Genomic DNA, 13,652 nt, shown 5'->3' with positions numbered 1-13,652 from the left:
CATGACCTCTTCGCTGGTAAAGGCGAGGCGGGACGAGAGGGTCTCCGTCGCGGTCACCCCGGAATCGGCCGGGTGGACCTATCTCGACTTCAGCGTGGTCCAGCTGGGAGCAGGCGCCAGGTACGACCGGGACGCGGCCCGTCGGGAGATGGCGCTGGTCCCCATCGAAGGGGCCGGGACGGTCCGGGTCGGGAACGACCACATCGACCTGGCCCGGAACGGGGTGTTCGACCAGCTCCCCCACGTGCTCTACATCCCGCCCGGTCGGCCGATCTCTGTGGCGGCCGGCCACCGGTTCGTATTCACCATCGGGGGCGCCCCCGCCGAGGGCGGCCTACCGCTGCGCCTGTTCGAGCCTGCCGAGATGCGAGTCGAGCTGCGCGGGGGTGGCGCCTCGTACCGCCAGATCTGCCACATCCTCGCCGCCCCGCTCCCCGCCGAGCGCCTCATCCTCTACGAGGGTTACGCCCCTCGGGGAACCTGGTCGGGCTGGGCGCCCCACTGCCACGACGGATACGCCGGATCCCCGTACCTGGAAGAGGTCTACTACTTCCGCCTGCAACCCGCGGAGGGGTTCGTCCTCCATCGCAACTGGCGGGAGGACTCCGACTTCGACGAGACCCTGGTGTGCGAGAACGGCGACACCGCCCTAGTCCCTCAGGGCTTCCATTCCACGGTGGCGTGCCCGGGCACCAACATGTACTTCCTCAACTACCTGGCGGGCGAGCCGGTCGGGGACGAACGGGCGCAAGGGCCCTACTTCCACCCCGACCACACCTGGATCCATGATGACTGGGCAGCCGGAGCGATGACCCTTCCCACCGCCGGGGCGGGACCGGCCTGAGGACTGTCCTACAGGCTGAAGAGGGGCGCCACGAGTTGCCCGCCCATATCGACGCCACCCGCCGACAGCGCGAAGATCATCAGGCCGGCGCCGGCCATGGAGACGTTCTTCATGAACATGGCCATCTCGAGCGGCAGGTCGCTCGCCTCGTCCGTCCAGAAGTGGTGGACCATTAACGCGGTGAGCAGGCAGTAGACCGCCAACCCGAGCGCGGCGAGATCCATCCAGACGCCGAGTATCACGCCCAGCCCGCCCGCGGCGATCAGCACGCCCGAGAGCCGGATCACCATCCCGCTGGAGGGCGCATCCCTCGACTCCGCATACCGGGCAGAACCCTCCGGGTCGGCCAGGTGTCCGATGCCGGCCCCGATAAAGATCAGCGAGAAAAGGATCCGCCCGATCAGTACCAGTACTTCCATCCGCAACCTCCGTGTTCGGGTCCGATACGTCGATCCCGGTAAGCACGATAGACCGGGAGGCCGGGCTGTACACTCCGCCGGGGCGGCACCGGAGTTTGTCAGGCAAGATGGAGCGAGCGCGAAAGGGAACGGCGACCTCCGCCTTCGGCTCGGGCCGTCGCGAGGGTCACGACTCCTCCGCCTTCTACGATCGCTTCCCGGCGCCCGAGATCTCCGACGACGACCGGGTGGAGCGAGCGCCGGGCTTCGACCAGCCCCGCGCCATCCTGGGCGACAGCCGCGACATGCACCACCTCCCCGACAACTGCGTGGCCCTGGTGGTGACCTCGCCTCCCTACTTCGTGGGAAAGGAGTACGAGCAGGCGGTGGCCGGCCGCCGGGTACCCGAGTCGTACCTGGATTACCTGAGCCTCCTCAGGGAGGTGTTCGCCGAGTGCGTGCGAGTCCTGGAGCCGGGGGGGCGGATCGCCGTAAACGTGGCGAACCTGGGCCGCAAGCCCTACCGGAGCCTCAGCGCGGACGTGACCGGCATCCTCCAGGACGATCTTGACCTCCTGCTGAGAGGTGAGATCATCTGGACCAAGGCAAAAGGCGCCGGCGGATCCTGTGCGTGGGGTTCGTGGCGCAGCCCGGCCAATCCGGTCCTCCGCGACCTGACCGAACGGGTGGTGGTGGCCAGCAAGGGCAGGTTCGACCGTGCCCTGTCCCCCGCTCAGCGGCAGGCCGCCGGCCTTCCCCACCGCTCCACGATCAGCCGGGAGGCTTTCATGGAGGCGACGCTGGACGTCTGGGAAATCCGGCCCGAGTCCGCCACCCAGGTAGGGCACCCCGCCCCCTTCCCCGTGGAGCTCCCGGACCGCTTGATCCAGCTGTACACCTACGAGGACGATCTGGTCCTCGACCCGTTCATGGGCTCGGGAACCACCCTGGTGGCCGCCGCGGCCTCCGACCGCCGGGGCGTCGGCTACGACATCGACCCTGCCTACGTGGAACTGGCCAGGACCCGCCTCACCGAAGCCGAGCATTCGAACTCCCGACCCACCCCTTCCTCCGGCTGACCGGTCGATGGACCGCCGCCCGCTCTACGCAGCCGTGGCATCCATCGTGGGGTACAGCATCGGCCCCGTGCTGGTGCAGGTTTCGGATGCCTCGGCGCCTGTTTTCGCGTTCTGGAGGGGTTGGCTCACCATCCTGGTGACCGCAACGGGGGCGACCGCGTTAGGGAGGATCAAATCGCGCCGGAGAGGGCGGACGGTTGGTCTTCGAATACCCGCCGGCGCCACCGGCACGTCCCCGGTGGAGAGCATACGGACGGGCGTGTTCCCACTCACCGCCAGGTGGCGGGAGTGGTGGGCCCCCGTGGTGGCCGGCGTGCTCAACGGAGCATCCACCCTCGCCTTCATCCAAGCCGTGAAGCTGACATCGGTAGCCGGCACGTCCCTCCTCCTGCTCATGAATCCTGTCCTGATCGCGCTCTGGGCGATCCCGCTCTTCGGGGAGCGGCCCGGCATCCGATTCCGGCTGTGGACGCTGGTCGCCCTGGTCGGAGCGGCCATGGTGATCATGGGCGACTCGTCAGGCCCGGGCGGGGATGCGCTCGGAGTGGCGCTGGCTGTTGTATCCGTGGTCCTCCTCGCCACCCAGATGGTCGTGACCAAGGTGGGTCGGAGAACGCTCAATACGGTCCCGATGCACATCGTCATGACCGTCTCCGGCGCCACGTTCGTGACGATCTTCGGCCTGCTGACCGGCCACAACTTCATAGAAATGACCCGGACCGACGTTCTCTGCGTGCTCGGGGTTGTGGCGCTGCCCGCAACCACGAGTTCCTTGCTGATGACCTGGGCCGTCCGCTGGCTCCCCGCCAACGTCCCGCCCCTGATCCACCTCCCCATCCCGTTCTTCGCCGGGGCGCTGGCATGGATGGTCCTGGACGAGGTGATGACCCTGCACCACCTGATCGGCGGCGCCATAACGCTGGTCGGGGTAGCCGCCGCCCTCCTCAGCTCTTCGGGCCGGAGGTTGCTCCACGCCGGCTCCGTTCCCGGCCCGCCGGCAAGCCCTCAGTAGCCGTCAGGAGGGCGTCTGAGCCGTTTGGTCTCTGACCGGCGCCGCTTGGCATCGAGCCGCCTCCGGCGGGCGGACCGGCCGGGTTTGGTAGCCCGCCGGACCGGCGGCTCGGGCGCCAGAGCGCTGTCGAGCAGCGCAGCCATCCGCCGCAACGCCTCCTGGCGGTTCCGCCACTGCGAACGGTGGTCGTCGACCACGATCCGTAGCGTTCCCGACCGCAACCTCGCCCCCAGGCGATCTTCCACACGCCGTTTCTCATCATCGCTGAAGGACGTGGACCTGGTGATCGACAGGGTGAGACCGACCCTCGTGTTCGACCGGTTGGCGTGCTGGCCGCCCGGACCCGAAGCGGGGCCGAAGTCCCATCGGAGCTCCCGGGCCGGTATGACCGGACCGCGCCGGAGCCGGAGGCCGCGATTGGATTCCGCCATCATGTAGAACGAAACTACCCGCATGACCGCGGTACGTCCCAAACCATGGGTTATGGCCGCCCGGCCCCGCACGCTGCCGGCTGCCGTGGCCCCGGTGCTGGTGGGTAGCGGCCTGGCCCTCGGGGATAGGGTCTTCCGGCCGGATGCGCTGCTGGCCACCCTCGTCTGCGCTCTCGCCCTCCAGATCGCCGCCAATTTCGCGAACGACGCCTCCGATGCGCTCCGGGGCGCGGACCCGGAGACGAGGATCGGACCGACCCGTGTCGTGGCGGCGGGACTGCTCCCGGCCCGCCGGGTCTGGGCTGGCGTCGCGGTCATGTTCGGCATCGCAGCCCTGTGCGGCATCTACATCGCCGCCATCACCAGTTGGGCAGTACTGGTGGTGGGTGTGGCGGCCCTCATCGCCACCGTGACCTATACGGGAGGTCCCTCCCCCTACGGGTACCGGGGCATGGGCGAGGTGTCGGTTTTCGTGTTCTTCGGGCTGGTCGCCACGGTGGGAACGCGCTACGCCCACGCCGGGACCATGCCTGCCGAGGCGTGGTTACTGGCCGTCCCGGTCGGCTTCACGGCTTCCGCCATCCTGGTGGCCAACAACATCCGGGACATCGATACCGACTCGGCGGTCGGCAAGCGGACCATGGCCGTGATCCTGGGCCGGCGCCATGCCCGGACGCTTTACGTGGCGCTGGTGGGCGGCGCCTTCGGGCTGGCAGCAGTCTGGGCCCTTCTCGGGCTGTCCCCGCGGTGGACTGCCCTGGCGCTGCTGGCCTGTCCACTGGCCGTGCCGCTGATCCGCACCATCCGGTCCGACTCCGACGGTCCCGCCCTCATCCGCGTGCTGGAAGGGACCGCCCGGCTCCATCTTCTCGTAGGCATCGGTCTGGCGGTCGGCGCCGCGCTTGGCTGACCGAGCCAGGGCGCCCGGACTCAGGCGAGCAGGTACTCCTGGGCCACGACACGGGCCTCGTCCCGAGTCTCCACAATCCGATCGGCGGGTACTCCCCGCAGCACGTCCAACGCCTCCAATGTCCTGGCCACCGGGTCCGGCAGCGCCATCACCACGCATGCGGTGTCGGATCTGGAAGCAACCTCGATGAGTTGCTCGATCATCATGGCGGCGCTGTCGTCGATGTAGGTCGTGCCGGAGAAGTCGAAGATGACGACCTCATGGTCTCCGATCTCGGCTCCGATGACGCTCACCAGCTTGTTGGCCGACGACACGGTGAAGCTGCCCCTGAGAGCCACCATGCCGACCCGGGCCGAGAACCGATCGGTGGTTCCCAACTCGCTGTCCTCACCGAAGAAGGTCCGATCGAGCAGCGGCACCGATATGACACTGTCCAACTCCAGGCGTTCCAACTGGCGGGCATGCGCCAGGCCCCCGGCGATCAAGCCGATCGCCACCGCGGTGATCAGGTCCACCGAGACGGTCAGGACCAGCGTCACCAGCATGACAACCAGGTGCTGGGAACGCAGGCGGTGGATCCGGACCAGCAGGCGCCGGTCCATGATGTCCCAGCCGACCTTCATCAGCACGCCCGCCAGCGCGGCCAGCGGGATGGGCTCCGCGAACCTCCCCAGCCCGAGAACCACGGCCAGCACTAACAAGGCTCTCAGCGCACCGGACGCCCGAGTCGTCCCACCGGAGCGGATGTTGATGACCGTCCCCATGGTGGCCCCGGCGCCGGGTAGCGCCCCGAACAGCCCGGCAACCATGTTGCCGATTCCCTGACCGATCAGCTCCCGGTCGGGGTTGTGCCTCTGCCCGGTGAGTGAATCGGCCACCAGCGACGTCAGCAGGCTGTCCACCGAGCCCAGGAGAGCCAGGATCAGCGCCGGCTGGAGAGCGGTCACCAGGAATCCGGCGGCCGGCATCTCCCAGGCCAGGCCCGGCAGCCCGGTCGGAATCTCACCGATCACCGGCGCATCGTGGAGCCACAGGACGCCCAGGAGGGTGCCGGTGACCAGCGCCACGAGGGGGCCCGGCGCGTAGCGAGACAACCGCCGCGGCCAGAGGAACCCGACTACCAGGGTTACGACTGCGATGGTCAACGCGCTCGTGTTGGCGTTGCCCAGCGCGTCGGGCAGGGCCCGGAGCGCTCCGATGACTCCTCCGGAGGCGGAGTCGGCTCCGAGGAACGGCATTATCTGGAGGATGATGACGATGATGCCGATACCGGACATGAAGCCGGACACCACCACATGGGGCGTGTAGGCGACGAACCGGCCGATCCTCGACAGGCCCAGCAAGACCTGGAGCAGACCGGCCAGCAGGACCACCGTCAGGGCTTCGGGGAGGGTGTCGGCATGGGTGGTGATAACCACCGCCATGGCCACCGCCATCGGCGCGGTCGGCCCGGAGATCTGGGAGCGTGTCCCTCCGAAGACCGCAGCGAAGAAACCCACCGCGATCGCGCCGTAGAGCCCGGCGGCAGGACCCATGCCCGAGGCGATGCCGAAGCCCAGCGACACCGGCAGCGCCACCACCATGGAGGTCAGCCCGCCGAAGAAATCACCCCGAAGGGTATCGAGATCGTACTTCACAACTGTTCGATGCTGAGCCTAGATCACTCGATCGGAGGCGTTGCCGTCGCCCGTCGGGCCAAGGGATGTCGCCCGGCGCCCTCCTAGAATCAAGGTCATGATCCCCCGCACGCTGGCCGAGTACGTACCCAGGTTGCGGAAAGCCGACGACGATATCTGGCGGATGCGGATCGTACTGCATGAGTTCGGCCTCCGCTGGGAGGACACACCCGTGGATGAGCGTCTTGAGCTTGTTGAACGGGCGCCTGAGCCGATCAACGCACCCTGGGATGCCTTCCTGGCCGCGTACGTGGAGCATCGGTGCTACCACGACGGTCTCGAAGCCCCCACCTGGGTATTCGGAGAAGACCGCTACCTGGAAGGGTTCTGGTTTCCGTTCCCCCCGGCGTGGAAGGCCTTCAGGGTGGAAGCCATGGTCCACGCCCCGGCCGCCTTCGAAGCACACGGCACCCTCGTCGCCGAACGTGATCTGATGGTGGTCTGATGGATCGAGTGGGTCGGCGAGAACTCCTCGCAGCATTCGAGGAGGTCGCCGAGATCCTGAGGACAAGAAGGCAGACGGCGCGCATCTACATCGTAGGAGGCGCCGCTATGGCAATGGCCTACGACGGCGAGAGGTTCACGCATGACATCGACGCCGTCATCCTCGACAGTCACAGCGCCGTCACCTCGGCCGTTCACGAAGTCGCCAGGCGGCGCGGGTGGCCGACCTCCTGGCTCAACGAGCAAGCCTCCGCATACGTTCCGAAGAGCGATGACCGTCGGGGCAGGCTCGTGTTCGACCATCCGAGCCTCCGGGTGACCGCTGCCTCACCGGAGCGGATGCTGGCCATGAAGACCATGTCGGCCCGACCCACCGACATCCCCGACCTCCGGCTGCTCATCCAGATGCTCGGATACTCCACTCCCGACCAGGTCCTGGAAACCACGGCGTCCGTATTCCCCGATGAGGAGATACCAAAACGCTCCGAAGCCACCATCGCCTACCTCTTCGCAGAGCAATAGCCGCCCATCGGGTTGAACTGGGCGGTCAACGCCACCGAGCGGCTTGAACGGCCAGCAGGCGTAGTATTTCATGCTGGTACCTGATCCTCCATGATTGGAGGCGATGGTTTAGAGGGATTCCTAGGTTCTCTCGTCTGCTGTCGAGGATCTCGATGGTCCACGGACCACGGCTGTAATTGACTTCAATATCGTCAGAGATCTGACTGGCGAGACCGTTGACCGTGGCTTGCCTAGCCAGCATCTATCAGACGACTGGATTACACAGCTAGCGGACATCTGCATCACTGACGAGACCTATCAGGAAGCTGGACAACTACAAACCCTCGACCTCCGAAATGAACTAAGGAACGAGCTTGAACAGTTCCCCAGACTTCCTGTGTTCAGAGACCACCAATGGCAGCGAGTGCTCTGTTCAATGCTTAACTCGTTCGCTCCGAACCTAGGTCCACGCCCGGCCGTTAGGTGAGGGTGAAACCCGTGACCGCCACCACTACGAGAAAGCCCTGAGCGCGTCTGCTATCTCGGAGGCAACCAGGTCGGGGCGTTCCATGGGGACGAGGTGGCCCTGGCCGGCCATGTAGGTGGTGGTGGCGTAGGGGATGGCCTCGGGCAACAGCGCCATGGCCCGTCCGAACGGCTCGCCCGAGTGATCGGTGACCACGAGGCGTACCGGGGTGGTCAGCTCATCGAGGCGGGCGAACACCCCGTTCTCCGCGCCGGTGGCGAACACCTCCGCCTCGACCTCTCTGGCGCAACGCAGCGCCAGACCTTCCGGTACTTCCCGGAAGCCGTGATCCACGTAGGCCCGGAACGCCTCCGGGTGCCAGCGCTGGAACAGCGGCTTGGCCAGGTAGCTCTCGGTCAGATCGTCCCGTGATCCGAAGACAGGGCGCCTCCGGGCCGCTCCCTGGGCGAGCGACAGTTCCGGGTTGCGCACGAAGGGCGGCGGGATCAGCGCCGGTTCGATCAGCACCAGCCCGGTGAAGGTCCCGGGGCGCAGGAGTTCGGCCATAACCATCACGGTCCCGCCCAGCGAATGGCCCACTCCCACCACCGATGCCGGCAGCCGCCCGGTGCTGTCCAGGCCGCCGATCAGATCAACCAGATCCCTCCCGAGCGTCCACCACGACGCCGGCAGTTCCAGTGATGGCGCCCGTCCGTGACCGCGGACGTCCCATGCCAGCGCCGGAGCCCGAACGCCTCGATCCCGGAGGCTCGACACCACCGGACGCCAGATCTCCTTGCAGAATCCGTTCGCATGTCCCAGCAGGAGCAGCACATCGCCCGCGCCGTCATGCCACTCCAGGGCTTCATGATCCACCGGCGAAAGTTGCGCTATCCGTCGACCCGCCAGGGCTCGACCGCATCCGGGTCGACGGAGTAGCGGTCGATGGCTTCCGCAACCGCTCCTTGATCTACCCCTCCCGTACCTGCCAACTGGGAGAGGACCGCCACCACCACGTTGGGGCCGTTCACCTCGTAGAACCGGCGTAGATCCTCCCGGGCGTCCGAGCGTCCGAAGCCGTCCGTGCCGAGCGATGTGTAGGGACCGGGAATCCACCGGGCGACCTGATCGGGAACCGCCCGCATGTAGTCCGTCACCGCCACGACCGGACCGTCTACGGCGCCGAGGCGCTCGGTGACCAGCGGGATTCGGGGCGCCCGGTCGGGATGGAGACGGTTCCACCGCTCCACCGCGATGGCATCGTCCCGCAGCCGGCCGTAGGAGGTCACGCTCCATAGCTCCGCCCCCACCCCGTAGCGGTCCGCCAACTCGTTGCGGGCCCAGCGGGCGGCGCCGTGGCTCGGCCCGGAGAACAGGACCGTCGCCTGGTGATCCATGCCTTCGGGCGCCTCGGCGAACCGGTACATCCCGTTGACGATCCCATCCGTCACGCCGTCGGGCATGGGCGGCTGGGCGTAGTTCTCGTTGTAGATAGTGATGTAGAAGATGACGTCATCCTGATCGATGCACATGCGGTGGAGCCCGTGCTCGACAATGACCGCTATCTCGTAGGCGAACGCCGGGTCGTAGCTGACCACCGCCGGGTTGGTGGAGGCCAGGATCAGGCTATGCCCGTCCTGGTGCTGGAGACCCTCCCCCGCCAGGGTCGTCCGGCCGGCGGTCCCGCCCATCAGGAATCCCCGGGCCCGGGCGTCGGCGGCCTGCCAGATGAGATCCCCCACCCGCTGGAACCCGAACATCGAGTAGAAGGTGAAGAAGGGAACGGTCATAACCCCGCGGTCGGCGTAGGACGTGCCCGAGGCGATGAAGCTGCACATCGACCCGGCCTCGGTGATGCCCTCCTCCAGGATCTGGCCGTCCTGGGACTCCTTGTACGACAGGAGCAGCGCGGCGTCGATAGGCTCGTACTTCTGCCCGCCCGAGGCGTAGATCTTCAGTTCGCGGAACAGCCCGTCCATGCCGAAGGTGCGGGCCTCGTCAGGGACGATGGGCACCACCCGCTCCCCAAAGTCCTTGTCCCTGGCCAGACCCCGGAGCAGCCGCACGAAGGCTGTGGTCGTGGAAACCTCGTGGGTGCCTGTTCCCTCGTAGAACTCGTCGTAGATGGAGGGGTCGGGCAATTCGATCTTCCGCCTGACGCGGACCGTCCGGAAGGGCAGCATCCCGTTGAGTGCCTTCCGCCGGTCCATCATGTACTGGAACTCGGGAGCGTCCCTCGCGAAGCGGCAGTACGGGAGCTCCCGGCCGTCCTCCAGCAACTCCTCCGGGATGTCCTCCTCGAGGCTTAGGCGCTCGCGGAGATGGCGGAACTGCTCGTTGGACATCTTCTTGATCTGATGGGTGGCGTTGCGTCCCTCGATGTCCGGGCCCAGCGTCCAACCCTTGATTGTCTTGGCGAGGATCACGGTGGGTGCGCCGATCTGCTCGGTGGCGGCCTTGTAGGCGGCGTAGAGCTTCTTGTAGTCGTGGCCGCCTCGGGGCAGCTTCTCGAGCTGGCGGTCGGTCAGGTGCTCCACCATGCGCCGCAACCGGGGATCAGGCCCGAAGAACTCCTCTCGGATCTGGGCGCCGGGTAGCGACTTCAGGCGCTGGTAGGCGCCGTCGACGGTCTCGTTCATCTTCTCTACGAGCACCCCGTCCACGTCGTTGGCCACCAACTCGTCCCAGCCCCAGCCCCAGACCACCTTGATCACGTTCCATCCCGCACCCCGGAACACCGCCTCGAGCTCCTGGATGATCTTGCCGTTGCCCCGCACCGGACCGTCGAGGCGTTGCAGGTTGCAGTTGACCACCCAGATCAGGTTGTCCAGCTGCTCCCGGGCGGCCAGCGAGATGGACCCGAGCGTCTCCGGCTCGTCGCATTCCCCGTCGCCGATGAAGCACCACACCCTTGACTCGGCGGTGTCATCGAGACCCCGATTGTGGAGGTACCGGTTGAAGCGGGCCTGGTAGATGGAGGCGATCGGCCCGAGACCCATGGAGACGGTCGGGTACTCCCAGAAGTCGGGCATGAGCCGGGGGTGCGGATAGGACGACAGACCCTTGGGTGAGAGCTCACGGCGGAAGTTGTCGAGGTGCTCCTCGTCGAGTCGCCGCTCGAGGAAGGCCCGGGCGTAGATTCCGGGAGCGGCATGGCCCTGGATGTACACATGGTCGCCGGGCTGCCCTTCCGCCTTGCCCCGGAAAAAATGGTTGAAGCCGACCTCGTACTGCGCCGCCGACGATGCGAACGTGGATAAGTGCCCACCGATCCCCTCGACAGCTTTGTTGGCCTTGACCACCATCACCGCCGCGTTCCAGCGGATCAAGCGCCTCATCCGCTTCTCTAGGTACTCGTCGCCGGGGAACCAGGCCTGCTCCTCGGCGGGGATGGTGTTGACGTAGGGCGTGGACACGGTCGGCGGGTATCCGACGCCCAGTTCCCGGGCACGGCTGAGAAGGGCACGGACCAGGAAGCGGGCCCGGGCCTCGCCCCGGAAATCGACCACAGCCTCCAGCGAGTCGATCCACTCCTGGGTCTCCTCCGGATCGATGTCGGGGAACTGCCGGAAGAACCCGTCGATCTTCAAACGCCCACGCTCCCTTCACCGTCTGCCATCCTCCACTCTATCGGGGTCGGAACCATGATGAATCATGCATCCGCGCCCGGTCCGGGCCGTGGCCGTGTTGGATGTGCTCCCTGTGGGCCGGTAGCGTGGCCATGATGAGTTTCTGGCGTCTGGATCCGGATGTGATCCACCTCAATCACGGTTCCTTCGGGGCCACGCCCGGGCCCGTCCTGGAGGAACAACGGCGCCTCCGGGACGCCATGGAATCCAATCCCACCAGATGGTTCCTGGCGGACTACCAGCCTGCTCTCGACCAGGCCCGATCGAGAGTGGCGGATTTCGTGGGATCGGATCCGGCCGGCCTGGGGTTCGTCAACAATGCCACCGAGGGAGTCAACTCCGTGCTCCGGTCGCTGGAGGCCGACCTGAGGCTCGGCGACGAGATCGTGGTGCCCGACCACAGCTACAACGCCTGCCGCAACGCGGTGGAGGTCACGGCCGCCCGTACCGGCGCCCGGGTGGTGACCGCGGCCATCCCGTTCCCTCTGCGGTCCGCATCGGAGGTGACGGACCGCATCCTCGGGGTTGTCACCGACCGGACCCGGCTGCTGATGGTCGATGCGGTGACCTCCCCGACCGCCCTGGTCCTCCCGCTGGCGGAGATCGTTGCGGCGCTGGAACCGGAGGTCCGCGTACTGGTGGATGCTGCGCACGCGCCCGGCATGATCGACTTCGACGTCACAGCATTGGGTGCTTCCTACGTCACCGCCAACTGCCACAAGTGGATGTGCTCCCCCAAAGGCTCCGCCCTCCTCTACGTGCGGGAGGACCACCGTGATCGCATCTATCCGGCGGTGATCAGCCACGGATACAACGGGGGCTGGCCGGCGGAGGGTGGGCACCTGCACACCCAGTTCGACTGGACGGGCACCGACGATCCGACCGCCTGGCTGGCCACCCCGGTCGCGCTGGAAGCGATGGCGGGTCTCCACCCGGACGGCTGGGACGGTGTGAGGCGTGCCAACCGGGACCTTTGCCTCACCGCCCGGGACATGCTGACCGACCTGCTGGGCATCGAAGCCCCGGCCCCGGACGGGATGATCGGGGCGATCGCCTCGGTTCCACTTCCGCGGTCCCTCTCGCCGGGCGGGACCATCTTCAATCCTCTGATGGGGGCCCTGCGGACTCGTTGGGGCATCGAGGTGATGGTGATGAGTTGGCCGGATCCTTCGGCCGGCCTGCTGCGCGTCTCAACGCAGCAGTACAACACGGTAGAGCACCTCGACCGGCTGGTCGATGCGGTCGCCGCCGAACTAGACCTGTGAGGATGCGTCGGCAGGGACAGTCCCGGCTGCCACACCTCGCCGGATCACCATGGTGACGGCGCCCAGGACGACCATCCCTCCAATCATCACCCAGATGGTCGGTCGTTCGTCCAGCCAGAGCCAGCCGATGAGCGCGGAGAGGGGCGGCGTGGCGTAGAGGGCCGACGACACGACGGCGGCCGGAGCGCCCACCATCGCCCGCCCCCACATGACGAAGCCCAGGGCGGAGCCGCACACGCCCAGGTAGATGAAGGAAAACACTGCATCCCACGGGGCGTCGGCAACCTGGCGCGGAGCACCGAGCAGCAGTGGCAGCGAGGTGACGGCACCTACCCACATCGACCACGAGGCCACCTGAAGCGGGCTGTACCGGGCGACCAGGGACTTGGCCGCCACGTTGTACAGCGCGTGAGCGAGGGCGGCGACCAGCAGCAGAAGGCTGGACACGCCGAGATCGAGGGCGCTGCCCTGACCGAGGATCACGAGCGCCGCCCCGGCAGACGCCAGCAGGAGGCCCGACCATCCCCAAGCTGTCAGGCGTTCGCCGATCATCGGGCCCGACAGCAGCGCCACGAAGATCGGGGTCAGGGCGATCAGGATGGCGGCGGAGGCCGACTCCACGACTTGGAGGCCGATATAGAGGATGGCCAGATAGAAGGTCATGCCGATCAGCCCGGCGCTGACGACCCGCAGCCGGTCGCCCCGTTCGGGTAGGCCGACCCGGCGGGGCAGCGCGATGATCGAAAGGGCCAGGGCAGCAGCCACCAGGCGGAGCCCGGAGAGGTGCAGCGGATCGAAGTGGCGTAGACCCACCCTGGCGACCGGGTAGGAGAACGACCAGATCAGGATGGTGGCGAATGCAGCCACCATGGCCGCCCGGTAAGCCATACCAGGCCAGGCTAATGCGCGTCACCCCTCCTAGGAGCATTCTGAAAAGCCGGGGATGGATGGGCCCGCCGTCCTGTGGCATGGGACTTCCTGGTCACCGGAAGGGCCA

The 13,652-nt window shown here is 67.1% G+C and carries 13 protein-coding genes; 7 read left to right on the top strand and 6 right to left on the bottom strand.

All coding sequences use genetic code 11. The features are described 5' to 3' along the window. Window position 1: 1 nt before the first annotated feature. Window positions 2-844: a 5-deoxy-glucuronate isomerase gene (gene iolB, locus ACOQPD_RS00355; RefSeq protein WP_420612928.1), complete on the top strand. Its 843-nt coding sequence runs from the start codon at window positions 2-4 to the stop codon at window positions 842-844. 8 nt (window positions 845-852) lie between these two features. On the opposite strand, the gene ACOQPD_RS00350 is transcribed toward iolB, so the two are convergent. Next, window positions 853-1,263: a DoxX family protein gene (locus tag ACOQPD_RS00350; RefSeq protein WP_420612927.1), complete on the bottom strand. Its 411-nt coding sequence runs from the start codon at window positions 1,261-1,263 to the stop codon at window positions 853-855. A gap of 107 nt (window positions 1,264-1,370) precedes the next feature. Here ACOQPD_RS00350 and ACOQPD_RS00345 point away from each other — a divergent pair, with 107 nt between their 5' ends. Both ACOQPD_RS00345 and ACOQPD_RS00340 read left to right on the top strand, forming a co-directional pair. After that, window positions 1,371-2,321 carry a DNA-methyltransferase gene (locus ACOQPD_RS00345; RefSeq protein ID WP_420612926.1) on the top strand — a complete coding sequence of 317 codons (951 nt, stop codon included), beginning with the start codon at window positions 1,371-1,373 and terminating at the stop codon, window positions 2,319-2,321. A gap of 7 nt (window positions 2,322-2,328) precedes the next feature. Beyond that, window positions 2,329-3,333, top strand: a complete 1,005-nt coding sequence (locus ACOQPD_RS00340; RefSeq protein WP_420612925.1) for a DMT family transporter — start codon at window positions 2,329-2,331, stop codon at window positions 3,331-3,333. On the opposite strand, the gene arfB is transcribed toward ACOQPD_RS00340, so the two are convergent. Further along, window positions 3,327-3,788, bottom strand: coding sequence for an alternative ribosome rescue aminoacyl-tRNA hydrolase ArfB (arfB, locus tag ACOQPD_RS00335; RefSeq protein WP_420612924.1), 462 nt, complete (start codon window positions 3,786-3,788; stop codon window positions 3,327-3,329). The genes ACOQPD_RS00340 and arfB overlap by 7 nt on opposite strands. Between arfB and ACOQPD_RS00330 the strand changes: the two genes are divergently transcribed. Next, complete coding sequence (locus tag ACOQPD_RS00330) at window positions 3,787-4,674, top strand: 1,4-dihydroxy-2-naphthoate polyprenyltransferase (protein ID WP_420612923.1); 888 nt, start codon at window positions 3,787-3,789, stop codon at window positions 4,672-4,674. The genes arfB and ACOQPD_RS00330 overlap by 2 nt on opposite strands. 20 nt (window positions 4,675-4,694) lie before the next feature. On the opposite strand, the gene ACOQPD_RS00325 is transcribed toward ACOQPD_RS00330, so the two are convergent. Further along, window positions 4,695-6,311, bottom strand: a complete 1,617-nt coding sequence (locus ACOQPD_RS00325; RefSeq protein WP_420612922.1) for a SulP family inorganic anion transporter — start codon at window positions 6,309-6,311, stop codon at window positions 4,695-4,697. Window positions 6,312-6,408: 97 nt separating this feature from the next. On the opposite strand from ACOQPD_RS00325, the gene ACOQPD_RS00320 reads away from it, so the two are divergent. After that, window positions 6,409-6,795: a hypothetical protein gene (locus ACOQPD_RS00320; protein WP_420612921.1), complete on the top strand. Its 387-nt coding sequence runs from the start codon at window positions 6,409-6,411 to the stop codon at window positions 6,793-6,795. Further along, complete coding sequence (locus tag ACOQPD_RS00315; RefSeq protein ID WP_420612920.1) at window positions 6,795-7,316, top strand: nucleotidyltransferase; 522 nt, start codon at window positions 6,795-6,797, stop codon at window positions 7,314-7,316. The genes ACOQPD_RS00320 and ACOQPD_RS00315 overlap by 1 nt, the downstream gene beginning before the upstream one ends. Window positions 7,317-7,806: 490 nt before the next feature. Here the strand turns inward: ACOQPD_RS00315 and ACOQPD_RS00310 are convergent, their stop codons facing one another. Then, window positions 7,807-8,637 (bottom strand): alpha/beta fold hydrolase, encoded by an 831-nt coding sequence (locus tag ACOQPD_RS00310; protein ID WP_420612919.1) that lies wholly within the window; start codon window positions 8,635-8,637, stop codon window positions 7,807-7,809. A 14-nt stretch (window positions 8,638-8,651) separates the two neighbouring features. Then, window positions 8,652-11,351 (bottom strand): pyruvate dehydrogenase (acetyl-transferring), homodimeric type, encoded by a 2,700-nt coding sequence (aceE, locus tag ACOQPD_RS00305; RefSeq protein WP_420612918.1) that lies wholly within the window; start codon window positions 11,349-11,351, stop codon window positions 8,652-8,654. 131 nt (window positions 11,352-11,482) lie between these two features. On the opposite strand from aceE, the gene ACOQPD_RS00300 reads away from it, so the two are divergent. Further along, window positions 11,483-12,655, top strand: coding sequence for an aminotransferase class V-fold PLP-dependent enzyme (locus tag ACOQPD_RS00300; RefSeq protein ID WP_420612917.1), 1,173 nt, complete (start codon window positions 11,483-11,485; stop codon window positions 12,653-12,655). Here ACOQPD_RS00300 and ACOQPD_RS00295 read toward each other — a convergent pair. Then, window positions 12,644-13,543, bottom strand: a complete 900-nt coding sequence (locus ACOQPD_RS00295; protein WP_420612916.1) for a DMT family transporter — start codon at window positions 13,541-13,543, stop codon at window positions 12,644-12,646. The two genes, ACOQPD_RS00300 and ACOQPD_RS00295, sit on opposite strands and share 12 nt — an antisense overlap. Window positions 13,544-13,652: the final 109 nt, after the last annotated feature.

The organism is Candidatus Spongiisocius sp. (genome assembly GCF_965221825.1).
GTDB lineage: Bacteria > Actinomycetota > Acidimicrobiia > Spongiisociales > Spongiisociaceae > Spongiisocius.
The sequence above is the reverse complement of the archived record's forward strand: the minus strand, read 5'-3'. Positions and strand labels throughout refer to the sequence as shown.